At 68.1% G+C, this 16,757-nt stretch carries 12 protein-coding genes and 2 pseudogenes; 8 read left to right on the forward strand and 6 right to left on the reverse strand.

The features are described 5' to 3' along the window. Positions 1-79 precede the first annotated feature (79 nt). The 4 genes from ACIBB8_RS31770 (at position 80) to ACIBB8_RS31785 (ending at position 4,721) form a co-directional block, all read left to right on the forward strand. On the forward strand, positions 80-325 hold the full coding sequence (locus tag ACIBB8_RS31770; protein ID WP_398958017.1) for a hypothetical protein: 246 nt from the start codon (positions 80-82) through the stop codon (positions 323-325). 322 nt (positions 326-647) lie between these two features. Beyond that, positions 648-3,221 carry an NPCBM/NEW2 domain-containing protein gene (locus ACIBB8_RS31775; protein ID WP_398958019.1) on the forward strand — a complete coding sequence of 858 codons (2,574 nt, stop codon included), beginning with the start codon at positions 648-650 and terminating at the stop codon, positions 3,219-3,221. 224 nt (positions 3,222-3,445) lie between these two features. Then, entirely contained in the window at positions 3,446-3,673 is a 228-nt protein-coding gene (locus ACIBB8_RS31780; protein ID WP_398958021.1) for a hypothetical protein, read from the forward strand. A 643-nt stretch (positions 3,674-4,316) separates the two neighbouring features. After that, complete coding sequence (locus tag ACIBB8_RS31785) at positions 4,317-4,721, forward strand: hypothetical protein (RefSeq protein ID WP_398958023.1); 405 nt, start codon at positions 4,317-4,319, stop codon at positions 4,719-4,721. A gap of 441 nt (positions 4,722-5,162) precedes the next feature. On the opposite strand, the gene ACIBB8_RS31790 is transcribed toward ACIBB8_RS31785, so the two are convergent. Then, entirely contained in the window at positions 5,163-6,236 is a 1,074-nt protein-coding gene (locus tag ACIBB8_RS31790) for an enoyl-CoA hydratase/isomerase family protein (RefSeq protein WP_398958025.1), read from the reverse strand. Positions 6,237-6,482: 246 nt separating this feature from the next. Between ACIBB8_RS31790 and ACIBB8_RS31795 the strand changes: the two are divergent. Then, positions 6,483-7,113, forward strand: a pseudogene (locus ACIBB8_RS31795) (ATP-binding protein); the annotation flags it as partial. 122 nt (positions 7,114-7,235) lie between these two features. Here ACIBB8_RS31795 and ACIBB8_RS31800 read toward each other — a convergent pair. Then, positions 7,236-7,862, reverse strand: a complete 627-nt coding sequence (locus ACIBB8_RS31800; protein ID WP_398958027.1) for an LAETG motif-containing sortase-dependent surface protein — start codon at positions 7,860-7,862, stop codon at positions 7,236-7,238. Positions 7,863-8,154: 292 nt separating this feature from the next. Between ACIBB8_RS31800 and ACIBB8_RS31805 the strand changes: the two genes are divergently transcribed. After that, a complete protein-coding gene (locus ACIBB8_RS31805) occupies positions 8,155-8,643 on the forward strand; it encodes a GNAT family N-acetyltransferase (protein WP_398958029.1) in 489 nt (162 codons plus the stop codon). A 629-nt stretch (positions 8,644-9,272) separates the two neighbouring features. Here ACIBB8_RS31805 and katG read toward each other — a convergent pair. Beyond that, entirely contained in the window at positions 9,273-11,504 is a 2,232-nt protein-coding gene (gene katG, locus ACIBB8_RS31810; RefSeq protein ID WP_398958031.1) for a catalase/peroxidase HPI, read from the reverse strand. 33 nt (positions 11,505-11,537) lie between these two features. Further along, positions 11,538-11,934 (reverse strand): annotated as a pseudogene (locus tag ACIBB8_RS31815) (transcriptional repressor). A 191-nt stretch (positions 11,935-12,125) separates the two neighbouring features. Between ACIBB8_RS31815 and ACIBB8_RS31820 the strand changes: the two are divergent. After that, positions 12,126-12,536: a Fur family transcriptional regulator gene (locus ACIBB8_RS31820; protein ID WP_398958033.1), complete on the forward strand. Its 411-nt coding sequence runs from the start codon at positions 12,126-12,128 to the stop codon at positions 12,534-12,536. A 237-nt stretch (positions 12,537-12,773) separates the two neighbouring features. Here ACIBB8_RS31820 and ACIBB8_RS31825 read toward each other — a convergent pair whose 3' ends face one another. Both ACIBB8_RS31825 and ACIBB8_RS31830 read right to left on the reverse strand, forming a co-directional pair. After that, positions 12,774-12,998, reverse strand: a complete 225-nt coding sequence (locus tag ACIBB8_RS31825) for a DUF6381 family protein (protein ID WP_398958035.1) — start codon at positions 12,996-12,998, stop codon at positions 12,774-12,776. Positions 12,999-13,407: 409 nt separating this feature from the next. Next, positions 13,408-14,871: an APC family permease gene (locus tag ACIBB8_RS31830; RefSeq protein WP_398958037.1), complete on the reverse strand. Its 1,464-nt coding sequence runs from the start codon at positions 14,869-14,871 to the stop codon at positions 13,408-13,410. A 239-nt stretch (positions 14,872-15,110) separates the two neighbouring features. Between ACIBB8_RS31830 and ACIBB8_RS31835 the strand changes: the two genes are divergently transcribed. Next, the gene (locus tag ACIBB8_RS31835; RefSeq protein WP_398958039.1) at positions 15,111-16,559 is read left to right on the forward strand and encodes an aldehyde dehydrogenase family protein; all 1,449 of its coding nucleotides are present in this window, start codon (positions 15,111-15,113) and stop codon (positions 16,557-16,559) included. Positions 16,560-16,757: the final 198 nt, after the last annotated feature.

Here is a 16,757-nt window from a genome sequence, read left to right on the forward strand (position 1 = left end):
GGGCACTCCTCCAGCCTGGGTGGCGTCCGCTGAGAGGAGGCTGAGAAGCGGATCCACGCGTGGCAGCACCGCTCTCCCGGTGAGCGGCCCGCGGCCCCTCCAGCAACGACCACACCCGCGCCGCCAGGAACTCCCGCAACTCCGCCCCACCCGCGGCAAAGTCCGGGTAGCCGTACTCATCGCGGATCTCCCACGGGTGCTCGTACGCCGCCTGCGAGCGCGCCCCGTACTCGGCGAAATACCCGTGGACTCCCGCTCCGCCTCCGACGGACCGGAGGCCGCCCTGGAGAGCGCATCGCCCGGTGCTGCCTTCAGCTGGTACTGACCGTTCGAGAGTCCTGCACGGGGAGCGCATCTTCGGTCGTGGCCCGTGGAACCAAGCGTGTTGGCTTTTGTTACTTCTCTTGCCATCCTGATGAGTTGACCTCTATCTTCATGGCGTCGAATTCATCGGATGTCAAGCTCGGTTCGCAGAAAGGGACGCCATGAGTTCCATGCATCCGCAGGCTGCCCGTACTCCCAGCCGCTTCAAGGCGCTCGCCTCTGCTGTCGCAGCGTGTGGTGTTGCGGCCCTCTGCGTCACGCCGCCGGCTGTCGCCGCCGAGAGGAATGTGAGCCAGGTTCAACAGGCTTCAGTCATCGGGTCTGTGTCGAGCCGAGCGTCGGTCGACAACACCAGACGTATCGTCGTCGAGGTCACAGACTTCGGCGCCGACCCCAGCGGAGAATCGGACTCGGCGGCCGGGATCGCAGCCGCCATAGCGCATGCGAAAAGCATCCACCGGCCCACCACCATCCACTTCGCGCCGGGCACATACCAGGTCTATCCCGAGCGCGCCCCCAAGCGGGAGCTCTACGTCAGCAACACGCTAGGCGCCGACCAGTCGTTGAAGACAAAGAGCATCGGCATTCTCCTCGAGGGCATGCGTGACGTCGTGGTCGACGGCGGCGGCTCGACGATCCTCGATCACGGGTTCCAGACCGTGTTCGCCGCGATCCGCTCCACCAACGTGCGGTTCACCAACTTCTCGCAGGACTGGGTCGCCCCCAAGACGGTCGACATCACGGTGGCCCGGACCGGCGTCACGAACGGACGGGCCTACCGCATCATCACCGTGCCCCGGACCTACCACTACGCCGTGGAAGGTACCTCGGTGCGGTGGTCAGGAGAGCGGAGCCCGGTCACCGGGCAGCCCTACTGGACCGGGACGAACTCCTTCAACTACGCACAGGTCCACGACCCTTCATCGAACAAGACCTGGCGCACATCGAACCCGGTCTTCAAGAACGTCTCCGAGATCACCGACCTGGGCGGCAACCAACTGAAGATCGTCTACGCCGACGGCACCGCACCGACGGACGACGGATACGTCTACGCGATGCGCGAGACCACACGGGACACCGCCGCCGCCCTGTTCTGGGAGTCGACCCGCGTCACCGTCGACCATGTGCGACTCGGCTACCTCCACGGCTTCGGAATGGTCGGCCAGTTCAGCAAGGACATCACCATCGACTCAGTCGTGTTCAAGACCGATCGCAGGACTGGGCGGGTCACGTCAAGTTTTGCCGACCACATCCAGATGTCCGGCGTCAAGGGCACAGTGCGCATCACCAACTGCATCTTCGACAACCCGCAGGACGACCCCATCAACGTCCACGGCACCTATCTCCAGGTGACTGGCGCGGAAGCGAAGCAGAAGAAGCTGTACCTGCGGTACATGCACCACGAGACGGCGGGCTTCCCGCAATTCTATCCCGGCGACGTGATCGAACTCGTCAACAAGCGCACCATGCTTGCGGTGCCCGGCGCGACGGCCACGGTGGTCTCGGTGGACGGACCCACCGGCACGAGCGTCCCCGTCGGCGCCGATCCTGAGACGTACCTGCGCACCATGACCGTGGCTGTCGACCGCCCGCTGCCCGATTCCGTCGTCGACGCCCCCGGCGACTACGCCGCGGAGAACGTCAGTTACACGCCGTCCGTCGTGATCAAGGGCAATACCTTTCAGGCGGTCCCCACCCGAGGCATTCTCGTCACCACGCGCAAGCCCGTGCGGATCGAGAACAACCACTTCGACGGTATGAGCATGTCCAGTATCGAGATCTCGTCCGACGCGCACTCCTGGTACGAGTCCGGACCCGTACGGGACGTCGTCATCCGCGGCAATGTCTTCGACCGCCCTGCGAGCCCGGTCATCTCCTTCGACCCCACCAACCAGGATGTCGTCGCCGGCCAGCCGGTGCACCGCAATGTTCTCATCGAGGACAACGACTTCAACCTCACCTCCGCGACGGTGGTCTCCGGCCGTAGTGTCGGTGCCCTGACCTTCCGCGGCAACAGGATCCAGCACTACGCACACCTGCGTCTCACTGGGCCGGACGAACCCCTGTACATCGGGGGCACCGCAACTCTCTCCACGGACGCGCCGCCCTCGAGCAGCACCGTGCCGCTGTTCACCTTCGACGGTGCCGACGACATCACCCTGACCGACAACACCTACGGCAACGGCTTCAACAAGCGTGTCAGCACTGCCGACATGGCTGCCTCAGAGGTGACCGTCACCGGTGATGGTCTGGCGCTGAACGCCGACAACATCACCAGCGCACCCGTGACGGTCACGTACACCAGCTCGGACCCCTCCGTTGCCACGGTTGACAGCCACGGCCTGGTCACGGGGGTCGGCATCGGGCAGTCCGTCGTCACCGCCCAGGCCACGATCGGCGGCGATCAGGTCGTCTCCAACCCTGTGACGGTATCGGTGGCGACCCCACCGGAGCCGCCGGCGGGTCAGGCATGGGTGAGCGATCTGACCTTCGTCTCCCACACCAACGGCTGGGGCCCGGTCGAACGCGACCACAGCAACGGCGAGCAGGCCGCCGGCGACGGTGGGCCCATCACGGTAGGCACCACTGCCCATACCAAGGGCCTCGGCGTGCACGCGGCCTCCGACGTCGGGCTCTACCTCGGCAAGCAATGCTCCCGGCTCACTGCGGCCGTCGGCGTCGACGCGGAGGTCGCGGCCCGCGGCAGCGTGGTCTTCGAAGTCTGGGTGGACGGCAAGCAGGTGTGGAAGAGCCCTCTCCTGACCGGTACCGAGCCGGCGAGCCCCGTCGACGTAGACCTCGCCGGGGCGACCACGCTCCACCTGCGCGTCACCGACGGCGGCGACGGCAACCAGTCCGACCATGCCGACTGGGCGGACGCGCGGCTCACCTGCTGAGTTGCCAAGCAGTCCGGGGCACGTCCGATGACCCGCCCGCGTCGAGTGTGCCCCGGACTGACTCTCCCCCGAATGCCGTTGACCAGCGCGGCCACGTCGAGCGGCACGGTGACACCGAAGCCGCATCATCGAGGGCGGATCCATCGGAACCCGGCTATGAGTATCAATGTCAGACCCATGAGAGATGCTTGATGGTCCGACACCTCTGACCAGGAGATGCTGAGATGCGCAATGACGAAATCGACGCGGCCCAGGCGTACGTCCGGCTGCTGGAGGCCACTCGGGCCGCCCTCGCAGACCCGGACGAGGCACCGTTGTACCTGTCCCTGCTCGCCTCGCCGATAGCGGAGGCCGACGGTGCACTGCAACGTGCAGGACTCTGCGGCAATGAGGCCCGGTTCTTCGACCTGGTGCGGACCCTGCAGCCAAGCCTGTCCGGCAGCGGTCGCTGAGCAGCGCGGGACATTGCCTGCCACGCACTGTGGCTGCCCGGGCCGCGGTGCCCGCGGCGGAGACCGGTAGTCCCCGAGGGGAAGGAATGGCGGCCGCCTCGGTCGGTGCCCCCGGGGCAGCGCGGCCGGCATGCGGGTGACACAGCAGTGCCACCGCGCCTACGGTGGCTGCCATGACTGCAGCTCCACGCAGGCTCGCACTCGCCCGCCCGGTTGGGGGCGTACAGGTGTACCCGCGCCCGACGACCGGCGCCTGCGCGCCGACGTCCGGAAGGGTGGAGCCGGACTTCGAGTCACTGCCCGAGGGAACGGTCCCGTCCTGCGCGTTCGCCTCTACAGCAGAGCCGGAACCGGCGACGGAGTACGAAGAGTCCCTCGCCGGAGGCGTGATGCGGGAGCCGGCCACCGAGGAGGTCCCGGACCCGGAGGCCCGGTGGCGATCCCGTCGGTGCCAGGGTCGTGGTGCGCGCCCTCTCGTGGCACTGGGACGGTACCCGGGAGCAGGCGTTCCTCCGCCCGGACCCCCTCGCGGTGCGGAGGGCGCTGCGACGCGTGGCGCAGGACCGTGAGCCCCTGCTGATCGAGACAAGGGTCAGACTGTCCTTCTGACCGCAGGCACGACGACAAGGACGGCGGCCCGCCGATGGTTCGAAGCAGCAGGAACGCCCGGCGTCTCGTGGTGAACGACGAGACGTTCCTCTGGTCGGTCGGTCATGACCACGATGTCGAGGAGGGCACGTACCGCAACTGCCGCGAGATCCTCACGATCCGCCACTACCGCGCACCCGGTCGGCTCCTGATCGTGTTCCAGGAGGGCACCGGCCGACTGGTCCCCGACGGCTTTCTCCCCTCGGGAGCCGTCGGCACCGCGCAGGGCTGCTGGTTGAACCTGCACAAGCCCGGAACCGTCAGGGCCCTGCTCGACGAGGCGGTGTCCGGCGGCTGGCACCCGGACACCCACTCGACCGAGCAGCTCGACGGCTGGGATCTCTTCGATGCGGTGGCGGCTCGCCGCGGCACGGGGCCGCCCGAGCTCCCTCACGCGTGACACATTGTTTCAAGCCCTCAAGAAAACCGGACTCGCTGCTTGAGTGGTCAATGCTCAAACCGAGTGGGCGGCTCCGGAACTCCTTCGGGGGTTGACGCTGCGGCGGTGCGGTAGGGGTGGGCCGAGGATCCCCGTAGACAGATAGTCGTCGCGCAGCCGCCTCGCCCACCCCGAATGCTGAAATGCCCGACGGCATGTCGCGGGCGCCGTCAGCCCCGGCCCCGCCCGCCGACGGCACCTGTGGGCCGCGCACCGGACCGCCCGCCCTGAGGAACGGCCGCCCCTTTCCGTGGTGCGTCGCCGCTCTCCCGGACTCGGCCCAGGCAGGCCGCGCAAGAAGCCGGACGAAGTGAGCGGGCAGCGCCCCGGGGCGCTGCCCGCTCGGCCGCTTGTGCCGGGGAGCCGCCGGGTCCGTGCAGCGCGCCCGGGTCGCCACGCGCCTCAGTCGGCGGCCGGGCCGTCGCAGGCGAGTCCGAGTTCGCGGCCGCCCAACGGGGTGAAGAACGCTGCCACGTCAGCCGTCGTGACCTGGTCCAGCCGGGCCGGGCGCCACTGCGGGTTGCGGTCCTTGTCGATGATCTGGGCGCGCACACCTTCCACCAGATCGGGCCGGGTGAAGGCGGTGCAGGAGACGCGGAACTCCTGATCGAGCACCTCCTCCAAGCTGTCGAGGAGCCGGGCTCTGCGCACCGAGGCAAGGGTCACCTTGAGTGCGGTGGGCGACTTGGCCAGAATTGTCTCGGCGGTCTCCTTCGCGGCGGATACGCCGCAGTTCTGGAGCCGGTCGACGATCTCCTCGACCGAGTCCGCCGCATAGCAGGCGTCGATCCAGTCGCGATGTGCGGCCAGCTCGGCGACCGGCGCCTCGGTGACGTACTGCCGCACCGCCTCCGTGACGTCGGCGGGCGTGGCGGCCCCAGCCACCTCCCGGGTCAGTTCCGGGAGGTGCCGCGACGGTACGAAATGGTCCGCGAGCCCGCACAGCAGGGCGTCGGCCGCTCCGACGGCGACCCCGGTGAGCGCCAGGTGAGTACCGAGTTCACCGGGTGCCGAAGCGAGGAGATGGGTCCCGCCCACGTCGGGTACGAAGCCGATACCGGTCTCCGGCATGGCCACGCGGGAGCGCTCCGTGACGACACGGACGCTTCCGTGGGCCGAGATACCCACCCCGCCACCCATCACGATGCCGTCCATGAGCGCGACGTACGGCTTGGGGAAGCGGGCGATACGAGCGTTGAGCCGGTACTCGTCACGCCAGAAGTCCAGCGATGCGGAGCCGCCCGTGCGGGCGTCCTCATAGACGGCGCGGATGTCGCCGCCTGCGCAGAGGCCGCGCTCCCCCGCCCCGCTGATCAGCACCGCGGTCACCGAGTCGTCATGTTCTGCACCGGTGAGGGCTTCGTCGACGCGGAGCACCATAGTGTGGGTCAGCGCGTTCAGCGCGCGTGGGCGGTTGAGCGTGATGTGCCGGGTGCGGCCCTCGGTGTGCAGCAGGACGGCGTCTTCGTTGTTCATCAGTGCGCTCCGGTCAGCCCCTGGGTTGTATCGCCCGCCGGTCACGGACGATCTTCCGTTGCTCATTCTGCGGTGGCGGTCCGCAGGTCGGGGCAGCAGGGGTACCGAGGACCCGCAGGGACGCGCTCGGCGGGCTGCCGGGAGCGCGGGTCCGCTGTGGCAGTACTCGGGGGCGGGTTCGGACAATTGAGAGTCGTACAAGACGCACCTACAGGCCGTACCGTCCGCCGAATCGGGTGTCCGCCGCTGATCCACGAGGTGAGCACGGGGCCTGCGAGTGCGCAGGCACTGGCCGATCATTTGTCCGACTGGCCCTGGGAGCGCTGGGGCGCGGGGGACGATGTGGCACTGCTGATCCTCCGGCGCAGTCCGGACAGGGGTTCGCGGCGGGCGCCGCGCTTGCACCAGTACATCCGCCAGGCGGATCCCGACGGTCTCTCCGATGCCCGTTCCATCGTGTGTCAGGCACTGCAGGACTGGAACATGGCCGATCTCGCCGACCATGCCGAACTGGTCACCGGTGAACTGCTGGTGAATGTGCTTCTGCACACCGTGGGCAGGGCGGTGGCTCGCATTGGAGGTCCTTCCGGGGCCTGTCCGCCGGGTGCGGCTTTCGGTGCAGGACCGCTCCAGTGCCTGGCCGAGTCGCCGGGCTCCCCGCGAGACAGCGACATCGGGACGCGGTCTGCTGCTTCTCGACGCCGTCGCCGTCCGCTGGGGCGCCGAGCCGTGCGGCGAGGGGAAGGCGGTGTGGTGCGAGATCGGACCTGCCACACCGCCCGCGGCCGGGCCCCTGGTCGCTGCCGCGGAGGGCCATGCGTCCGCAGAGCCTGCGGAGGCTCCGGCTCCGTCCGAGCCATCGAAGGAACGACGTTGAGGAGGCTGCGAGTTGAGGAAGCACTGAGGGGCGCGCCGCCACGCACTGCGTGATGCGGCACGCCCCTCGTCCGGAGATCTCTGGGCGGTCCTGCGCCCGAACCAGCGGACTACTGAGCTACGTCAGCCCTGCGTGGCGCGACGCTTGCGCACGGACCACATGATGCCGCCACCGGCCAGCAGCACGGCGACAGCCGCACCACCGATGATGGGCGTGGCGGACGACGAACCCGTCTCGGCCAGGTCGGGCGAGCTGGGGCTCGGGGAGGCCGCGGCAGGCGCGGTCTCCGGGGAGCTCTGGCTCGGCGTGGCGGTCGGCGCGGGCGCCTCCGTCGCGGGCGCCTCGGCGGGCTTCGACTCGGACGCCGCCGGCGTGGGCGTCGGCGTGTTGTCCTCACACACCGGTGCCTGCTTGGTGTCGTCCTTCGAGAACCGGTCGCCGTCGCCGGCCTTCACCACCAGGTGGACGGTCAGTTCCTGTTCGTGCTTGGGCAGTTCGAGCGTCTTGTGGAACTCCTTGCCGAATGTCTCGGTAGGCAGGAGGTCCTTGCCGTCAACAGTGACGGTCACCGTGTTGGCGACGTTGCTGTTGTAGGCGGTCAGGTCAAGCGTCACTTCGTTACAGGTCACGGCCCAGGTGGGGGTGTGAGCTGCGGCCGGGCCGGCGGAAAGGACCGCGCCGGTCAGGCCGACAACCGTAGCGGCCGCGAATGCCCCCGCGGCACGCAACGATCTCCTGGGTATGGTCATGGATTGTTCCTCCACATGTTTCATCGCTGAATAGCGGTGAGGCGCACAGTACTGCCCAGCTCACAGGTTCACGCAGCCGCCCCAGGGACCACGCGGGTTCGCAACTGTCACCACATCAACCCGGGTTGGCATATGACGGACACTTCGTTCGACACTCAGCTATGTGGACAGTGGCGTGACGTAGGCGTCCACTGCCGGACCGTGTCGAACGGCCGTCAGCCAGAATGGCGGTACCTGATCTGCAGACCGAAAAGTGCTGGAGGCCTTGTTCCCGTTCAGGCATCCTGAACGCATGTTGATCAGGGAAGCCAATCCCGAAGACTGGCCTGCCATCTGGCCCTTCTTCCACACCATCGTCGCCGCAGGTGAGACCTTCACCTATCCGACGGATCTCGGCCAGGACCAGGGCCGTGACTGGTGGATCCTGCCATCCCCCAACCGGACCGTCGTCGCGGTGGACGACTCGGGTACGGTCCTGGGCACGGCAAAGATGAACCGCAACCACATGGGTAACGGATCGCACATCGCGAGCGCCAGCTACATGGTCGACCCGGCGCACTCCGGGCAGGGCGTGGGGCGCGCACTATGCGAATACACGATGCAGTGGGCACGTGCTGCGGGCTACCGGGCGATGCAGTTCAACGCGGTGGTGGAGACCAACGTCCATGCGGTGAACCTGTACCGGACACTCGGCTTCGAGGTACTGGGCACACTGCCGGAGGGCTTCCGCCACCCGAAGAAGGGCTACGTCGGGCTGCACATCATGCACCGCACTCTGTGAGAAGCGGCAGGGACTGGCCCGGCGCCGCACCATTCCGGTGCGCTGCCGCCTTCAGCCGAACTGTGAATGAAGTTCTCGCGTCGAACGGTTCTGCCCACGTCGTAGCGGGGCTCAGCATCTGCCCGACCACGTCGGCCCCGTCACAGCCGCCCTGGCGCGAGTCCTCGCCCTGCCCGCGCCGACCGTACCGTCACAGCCGTAGGGCCACGTCCCTCCTTCGTTGATCAACTGGTCGGCAGGTGGTCCCCGCGCTGTTGTCGTGTACGACGCGGCGAGCATGTGCGCGTGCACCCGGGACGCTTCGACGAGGGTGCCGACAGCTGAAGCAGGTTGTTCGCGGCCTTCCTTGCCTTCAGACAGCCAGGTGCACGGACAGTGGTACTGGGACGCCCCGAGGGCTCGATAGAACGTTCCTGTGCGCAGGCGGTGAACCTTGGGCCGCCGATGATCGCCTTCACCGAACACATCGTCCAGACCGTGTGCACCGTCGCTGTCCGCGCCGCTCCACGCGGGCCAGGCAGGGAGAAGCCCCGGACCGAAGGTCCGGGGCTTCTCCCTGCCTGGCCCAGGCTCGTCCCGTCGCCGGCTACCGGGAGCCCGCTCGCTATCGTGCACCAGGCCGTTAGTGATCAGACAAGGTCGAACCGGTCGAGGTTCATCACCTTGTCCCACGCCGCGACGAAGTCGTTCACGAACTTCTTCTTCGCGTCATCGCCCGCGTAGACCTCCGCGATCGCGCGCAGCTCGGAGTTCGCCCCGAAGACGAGGTCGGCGCGGCTGCCGGTCCACTTGACCTCGCCCGTGGCGGCGTCGCGACCCTCGAAGGTGTTCGCGTCCTCGGACGTTGCCTTCCACGTCGTGCCCAGGTCGAGCAGGTTGGCGAAGAAGTCGTTGGTCAGAGACCCGGGGGTCGTGGTGAAGACGCCGAGCGGCGATTGCTGGTAGTTCGCGCCCAGGACGCGGAGGCCGCCGACCAGGACGGTCATCTCGGGGGCGCTCAGGGTCAGCAGGTTCGCCCGGTCGATCAGCAGGTACTCAGCCGGCAGCCGGTTGCCCTTCCCGAGGTAGTTGCGGAATCCGTCGGCGGTCGGCTCGAGCGCGGCGAACGACTCCACATCGGTCTGCTCCTGCGACGCGTCCACGCGGCCCGGCGTGAAGGGCACCTCGACGTCGAAGCCGGCGTCCTTGGCGGCCTGTTCGACGGCCGTACCACCGGCGAGCACGATCAGATCGGCGAGCGAAACCTGTTTGCCGCCGGACCGGGCGGCGTTGAAGGACTCCTGGATCCCCTCCAGGGTGCGCAGCACCACCGCCAGCTGGTCGGCATCGTTGACCGCCCATCCGTTCTGCGGCTGGAGGCGGATGCGCGCGCCGTTGGCGCCGCCTCGCTTGTCGCTGCCGCGGAAGGACGAGGCCGACGCCCACGCGGTGGACACGAGTTGGGACACCGACAGGTCTGAGGCGAGGATCTGGCCCTTGAGGGCGGCGATGTCCTCGGCGTCGATGAGCTCGTGCGTCACCGCGGGAAGCGGGTCCTGCCACAGCAGCGTCTCGGCCGGGACCTCCGGGCCGAGGTAGCGCACGGTCGGGCCCATGTCGCGGTGGGTCAGCTTGAACCACGCCCGGGCGAAGGCGTCCGCGAACTCGTCGGGGTTCTGGAGGAAGCGTCGCGAGATCTGCTCATAGGCCGGGTCGAACCGGAGCGAGAGGTCGGTCGTCAGCATCGTCGGGGCGTGGCTCTTCGACGGGTCGTGGGCATCGGGGACGGTGCCCGCCCCGGCGCTGTCCTTCGGCCTCCACTGGTGCGCACCGGCGGGGCTCTGGAACAGCTCCCACTCGTAGCCGAACAGGATCTCGAAGAAGCTGTTGTCCCAGGTCACCGGGGTGTTCGTCCACGTACCCTCGAGGCCGCTGGTGATCGTGTCGCCGCCCTTACCGGTGCGGTACGAGTTCCTCCAGCCGAGGCCCTGCTCCTCGAGCGAGGCGCCCTCGGGGTCGGGGCCGACGTTGTCCGCGGGCCCCGCACCGTGCGTCTTGCCGAAAGTGTGACCGCCCGCGATCAGGGCGACCGTCTCCTCGTCGTTCATCGCCATCCGGCGGAACGTCTCACGGATGTCGCGTGCCGCGGCGAGCGGGTCCGGATTGCCGTTCGGGCCCTCCGGGTTGACGTAGATGAGGCCCATCTGGACCGCGCCGAGGGGGTTCTCCAGCTCCCGGTCGCCGGTGTAGCGCTCATCGCCGAGCCAGGTGGTCTCGGGACCCCAGTAGACGTCCTCGTCGGGCTCCCACACGTCCGCACGACCGCCGCCGAAGCCGAAGGTCTTGAAGCCCATCGACTCCAGGGCGACATTGCCGGCGAGAATCATGAGATCGGCCCATGAGATGCTCTGGCCGTACTTCTTCTTGACTGGCCACAGCAGACGGCGGGCCTTGTCGAGGTTCCCGTTGTCCGGCCAGCTGTTGAGGGGGGCGAAGCGCTGCTGACCGGCCCCGGCGCCGCCGCGGCCGTCGCTGATCCGGTAGGTGCCCGCGCTGTGCCACGCCATCCGGATCATGAACGGGCCGTAGTGACCGAAGTCGGCCGGCCACCAGTCCTGCGAGTCCGTCAGCACCTCCGCGATGTCCCGCTTCACGGCCGTGAGTTCGAGGCTCTTGAACGCCTCGGCGTAGTCGAACTCCTCGCCGAGGGGATTGGCCACAGCCGGGTTCTTGGCGAGGACCTTCAGGTTGAGCCGATCCGGCCACCACTGGCGGTTTCCGCCGCCCTGAGTCGGGTGCGGGGCGCGCCCGTGCACGACCGGGCAACCACCTCCGCCCTCCGATTTCGCGTCTACGACGACTGCATCGTGGTTCTCAGACATGGGAATCCTTCCGTACTGGGCGGATCACGGTGTTCAGGAACTGCGGGCGGTGGAACAGTCGGGGCACAGAGACTCCAGCAGATGGCCTCGGCCCATTGATCGACAAGCCGTGGTCGTCGGACGCGGAGAGCGCCTCACCGACCGCCCGGTTCGACGTCAGCGAGGACACCGCACAACAGGCACGCGATGTGGTGGTTGTCCCCGGGGCGTCGCTCGAACCGGGCCGGACTGCTGACCGGTTCGACGCGGCGTACGAGTCACGCCGCAGTGAGCGCATGGAGGGCCTCACACACGTCCTCAAGGGAGATGGGGCCCACCGATGGCGCGCCCCGAAGGCGATCGCCTCGATGCCGAGGTGGTCACCGTCCCGGACGGTCTCGAGCAGCGCGACGGGGGCGGCCGTCACCACCCGCAGGCCAGCACCGCACAGCTCCTCGGCGGTGGTCCCGTCACACTGTCTCCTGTCGTACTGGAGTCTTCCTGTCCCTGGGCTATTGCCGAATCCGATCCTACGATGGACAGAGTCTCAGTCAAGAAGCACGCCAATCCCATATTCGATCAGGGCCCCGACCTCCACTGGTAAATTCGGGTATCCCACCGAATCTGAATAGGTGAACCGATATGAGTGACCTGCTGGAGCGACTGCGAGGACGTGGCTGGCGAATGACCTCCCAGCGGCGTGTCGTTGCGGAGGTCCTCGACGGCGACCACGTGCATCTCACGGCCGACGAGGTGCACGCCCGCGCGGCGCAGCGACTGCCCGAGATCTCCCGAGCGACCGTCTACAACACCCTGGGGGAGATGGTCTCCCTCGGTGAGGTCATAGAGGTCTCCACCGACGGCCGCGCCAAGCGCTACGACCCCAACGCACACCACCCGCACCAGCACTTGGTGTGTTCCAGCTGCGGCACCGTCCGCGATGTCCACCCGACCGGCGATCCGCTGGCCAACCTCCCGGCGGTGGAACGGTTCGGCTTCACGGTTTCCGAGGCCGAGGTCACCTACCGCGGGCTGTGCCCATCCTGTGCCTAAAAGGCCTGTCCCGTGACCGGCAATGTCTGTCCCATGAGGAGCGTCGTCCGGTGCGTGCGATCGCAAGGCGGCCGGAAGTCGTTGCAGCGGAGCTGCAACGAGAGGAACGTCTGTTTTTTTCGGTTTCGATGACCACGGACTCGCCGTGGCCGAGAGCAATCAGGTGAAGACGGCACGGAGGGCCTCCCACCGCATTGCAGTGGGAGGCCCTCCGTGCCGTTGAATGCCGACGGTGCGTCAGCGAGACGAGAATTCGTCGTTCTCACTGCCGGCGCGGCGTCCGGGCCTGTCCTCGGCCGCACGTCCGCCGTCCTTCATGGACTGCTCCTGGATGCGCCGGGCCTCCTCGTACAGCCTGCGACGTTCCTTCGGATCGCTCGTCTGCTCGGCACGCTCGTTCAGGTCGCGAACCTTGTCCTTCGTCTGCCGCGCACGACTGGCGGACTCGCCTGCACTGCTCATCATCACTCCTGGGGAGGTGAGGGTGGGACACACCGCAGCCAACCAGCGCTCTACCGCTCGCGCACCCGGAAGCGTCACCCTGCGCAATCGTCGCAGACAGTCAGCCTTGATGGGGTCGCGTCACTTCGAGGGCAAGCGTCTTCTACATCCCCTCTGCGTCAATGTGCTGGGTATCTGCAGCAATCCGGTACCCCACCGGACCCGCGCGTTGAAGTCAACGGGCGCGGCCGCGTCCAACAACGACAGCAGGGCCTCCCGGCATCGCTCGGTTCGATTCGTATCCCGAGCTACCGGGAGGCCCTGCCTTCATGCGCGTACTGCCGGAACATCACCCGACCAGGGCCCCTGCTCGACCCGCACGTTCCAGGACCGGCTGAGAAGCGGCCTCTGAAGCCTGTGCGCCGGCCAGTCAGGCCGGGCGGTCGTCGGTGATGTGCTGCCGGTCCTGCACCTTGGTCCGGTACAGCCACAGCAGTACCGCCACGACCAGCACGGCGAGTGCCACTCCCAGTTCGGTGTAGCCGCCGTACCCGGTAATGGAGAAACCGGTCGCGCCCACCACGAGCACCACGGTAAGGAACCCGGTCAGCGTCCAGGCCAGGGGCACGAAGAACCGGGGCAGCCGGATGGGACGTACGGCGTCGGGACGGTCCTTGCGCAGCAGCGCGAAGCCGGAGACCGCCAGCACATGGGCGAGGATGTATCCCAGGTTGCCCGTGACGATGATGGCCAACGGGGTCTGAAGCACCGTCAGCACGAAGACATTGAGCACCAGGGCCACCAGCAGCGCCCGGACCGGCACCCCGCGCTTGTTCAGCACCCCCACCTGCCTGATGGTGAGCCCCGCCTTGCCCATCTCGTACAGCACCCGGGAACCGTCCGCGAGACCGGTGATCATGATGAGCAGCAGCGAGGCGATGAGGAAGACCACCATGAGGTCGGAGGCGCCGCCCACCAGGTGCTGGAAGGCTCCGATGAAGAAGGTCGTGGGCTCCTCGCCGATGGCCTTCTCTCCGACGTACCCCGACAGGGTCAGTGGCAGCAGGATGAACACACCGAGGGAGAACAGCACACCGGCGCGCAGGGCCCGGGAGGTGTCGCGCACCGTGTCCTTGTACTCGGGGGCGAAGGTCGCGCACACCTCCACACCGAACGACGTCCACGCCATGACGTACAGCCAGACCAGCGCCTCGCGCAGCCCTGCAGCGCCGTGCAGATTCCAGTGCAGGCCCTGCGCACTCCAGTCACCGGAGAACAGCGGCAGGACGATGAATACGGCGAGCGGCACGAGCAGCGCACCGCCGGTGACGTAGACGACCCACATGGCGACGTGCAGGCCGATCATCGCCGCACTGAACAGCAGCAGCATCACGAGCAGGCCCACGGCTATGGGGAAGTCCACCTTCACCGGCCCGAACTCCATGCTCCAGTCCTGGCCGGGGAACCACTGGGCCTGGACGAACGAGCCGATGATTCCGGAGTAGACGGCGAGGGCCGTCGTCCAGGGGAACCAGTAGCCGATGCTCGCGATCGGACCCACCACGGGCGCCCGCTTCTTCCAGCCCTCGGTCGCGTAGTGCGCGATCCCTCCGGAGGAGTCGGGGAACATCGCGGCCATCTCGGTGTAGATCCAGTTGGTCGCGGTGGCCAGCACCATCGAGGCCGCCCACAGGGCGATCGCACCCCATGCGCCGAGTCCGCCGATGGAGGCGCCGAGCGAGGCGATGAGCGCCGCCGGCATGGTCAGCGACATCGCGAATCCGTCGAACCAGCTCATCTTCTTCGGCAGTGCCGGGGCGGGCGCACCCGCCGATCCCGACGAGTCCGAAGGGTCCGGCGAGGGTGGGGCTGGGATCTGTGGCTGGGATGACATGGCGTTCCCCTCAGGGTGGGCGCAGACAGGAGATTCGATGAGGCCTGGTTATAGATGAAGCGAAAAACACCTGTCAACACTCACGAACAAGCAACAGTCCACTTTCATTTTTGCTCATTCCACAGTCTTGACAGTTCTTGTTTGCTCAGCGAGTCTCCAGTCATCGCACCGGACCCGGGCCGACGCGGCCCAGAGCCGACGCACCCTTCCCGGTCACGACAGGACAGAGAGGCCAACGCATGACCACCCCGACCGCCGACCGGCACCAGCTCTTCATCAACGGCGCGTACACCGAAGGCACCTCCGGGACCACCCACGAGGTCATCAGCCCCGCGACAGGCGAACTCGTGGGCACCTTCCCGCTGCCCGCCGCCGCCGACGTCGACGCCGCGGTGCGTGCCGCCAACGAGGCCCAGCCGGCCTGGGCCTCGACCAATGTGTGGACCCGTGCCGAGGTCTGCCACCGCATCGGTACGGAACTCGGCAAGCGCGTGGACGAACTCGCCCGCCTCCAGTCCCTGGAGCAGGGCAAGCCGCTCGCCGAGTCCGTCGCCGACATCGAGGAGGCGGCCAAGCTCTTCCACCTGCACGCCGAGGACGCCGTACGACTGCACGGCGAGACGCTGCCCTCCACCGACAACACCAAGCGGATGTTCACCTTCCGGCGCCCGGTGGGTACGTGGGGCATCATCACGCCGTGGAACTTCCCGCTGCTGATGCTCGCGGAGTTCGTCGCCCCCGGTCTCGCCACCGGCAACGCCCATGTCATCAAGCCGCCGGCCAACACCCCGCTCACCGTCCTCAAGGCGATGGAGGCGTTCGTTGCCGCCGGACTGCCCGACGGCCTCGTCAACATCGTGCCCGGAGAGGGCGACACCGGCGATGCGCTGGTACGCCACGAGGGCATCCACGCGATCGGGTTCATCGGCTCCACCGAGACCGGCGCGAAGATCCAGTCCGCCGCCGGGCTCAAGCGCTCCATCATGGAGTGCTCGGGCAACGGGCCGCTCGTCGTCCTCGCCGACGCCGATGTCCAGGCCGCCGCCAAGGCCGCTGTCGACGGTGCCTATCCGTGCGCCGGACAGGTCTGCTGCGCCACCGAACGCGTCATCGTGCACGCAGACATCCACGACGAGTTCGTCGAGGCCGTGCTCCGCGAGGCCCAGCGCATCACCCTCGGCGACCCGTTCGACCCCAAGACGGTTCTCGGCCCCCTCAACAACGAGGGCGTCGCGGCCAAGATGGACCGCCACATGGCCGACGCCCGCGAGCGCGGAGCACGCATCCTGCTCGGCGGCAAGCGCGCTTCAGGGCACCCCACGGACCTCTACTACGAGTTCACCGTGGTGGACGGGGTGCCCGAGGACAGCCTGCTGTCCCGCGAGGAGTCCTTCGGACCGGTCGTCCCGATCATCACCGGGCAGGACGAGGACGACATTCTGCGTATCGCCAACGATGACAAGCTGGGCCTCCAGGGTGCCGTCTTCACCCGCAGCATGACCTCCGCCTTCCGCTTCATCGAGGAGATGGAGGTGGGCCAGGTCGTCGTGAACGAGAGCAACAACTGGTGGGACATCAACATGCCCTTCGGCGGCGCCGGCGGCCGCTCCACCGGCTGGGGCCGCATCGGCGGTAAGTGGACGCTCATGGACATGACCGACATGCGTACCGGCGTCATCAGTCTCTGACCGTCCCGCTCACCCGACCGTCCGCCGGCCGGGGGCCCCCCCCCCCGCGGGGGCCCCGCCCCCCCCCCCCCCCCCCCCCCCCCCCCCCGGCCCCCCCCCCCCCACCCCCCCCCCCCCCCCCCCCCCCCCCCCCCCCCCCCCCCCCCCCCCCCCCCCCCCCCCCCCCCCCCCCCCCCCCCCCCCCCCCCCCCCCCCCCC

Source organism: Streptomyces sp. NPDC051286, from assembly GCF_044455345.1.
Lineage (GTDB): Bacteria > Actinomycetota > Actinomycetes > Streptomycetales > Streptomycetaceae > Streptomyces.

Excerpts from the sequence above, each read along its gene's own strand:
- ACIBB8_RS31780 (WP_398958021.1), top strand. The coding sequence starts at position 3,446 with ATGCGCAATGACGAAATCGACGCGGCCCAGGCGTACGTCCGGCTGCTG.
- ACIBB8_RS31785 (WP_398958023.1), top strand. The coding sequence starts at position 4,317 with ATGGTTCGAAGCAGCAGGAACGCCCGGCGTCTCGTGGTGAACGACGAG.
- ACIBB8_RS31790 (WP_398958025.1), bottom strand. The coding sequence starts at position 6,236 with ATGAACAACGAAGACGCCGTCCTGCTGCACACCGAGGGCCGCACCCGG.
- ACIBB8_RS31800 (WP_398958027.1), bottom strand. The coding sequence starts at position 7,862 with ATGACCATACCCAGGAGATCGTTGCGTGCCGCGGGGGCATTCGCGGCC.
- ACIBB8_RS31805 (WP_398958029.1), top strand. The coding sequence starts at position 8,155 with ATGTTGATCAGGGAAGCCAATCCCGAAGACTGGCCTGCCATCTGGCCC.
- katG (WP_398958031.1), bottom strand. The coding sequence starts at position 11,504 with ATGTCTGAGAACCACGATGCAGTCGTCGTAGACGCGAAATCGGAGGGC.
- ACIBB8_RS31820 (WP_398958033.1), top strand. The coding sequence starts at position 12,126 with ATGAGTGACCTGCTGGAGCGACTGCGAGGACGTGGCTGGCGAATGACC.
- ACIBB8_RS31825 (WP_398958035.1), bottom strand. The coding sequence starts at position 12,998 with ATGAGCAGTGCAGGCGAGTCCGCCAGTCGTGCGCGGCAGACGAAGGAC.
- ACIBB8_RS31830 (WP_398958037.1), bottom strand. The coding sequence starts at position 14,871 with ATGTCATCCCAGCCACAGATCCCAGCCCCACCCTCGCCGGACCCTTCG.
- ACIBB8_RS31835 (WP_398958039.1), top strand. The coding sequence starts at position 15,111 with ATGACCACCCCGACCGCCGACCGGCACCAGCTCTTCATCAACGGCGCG.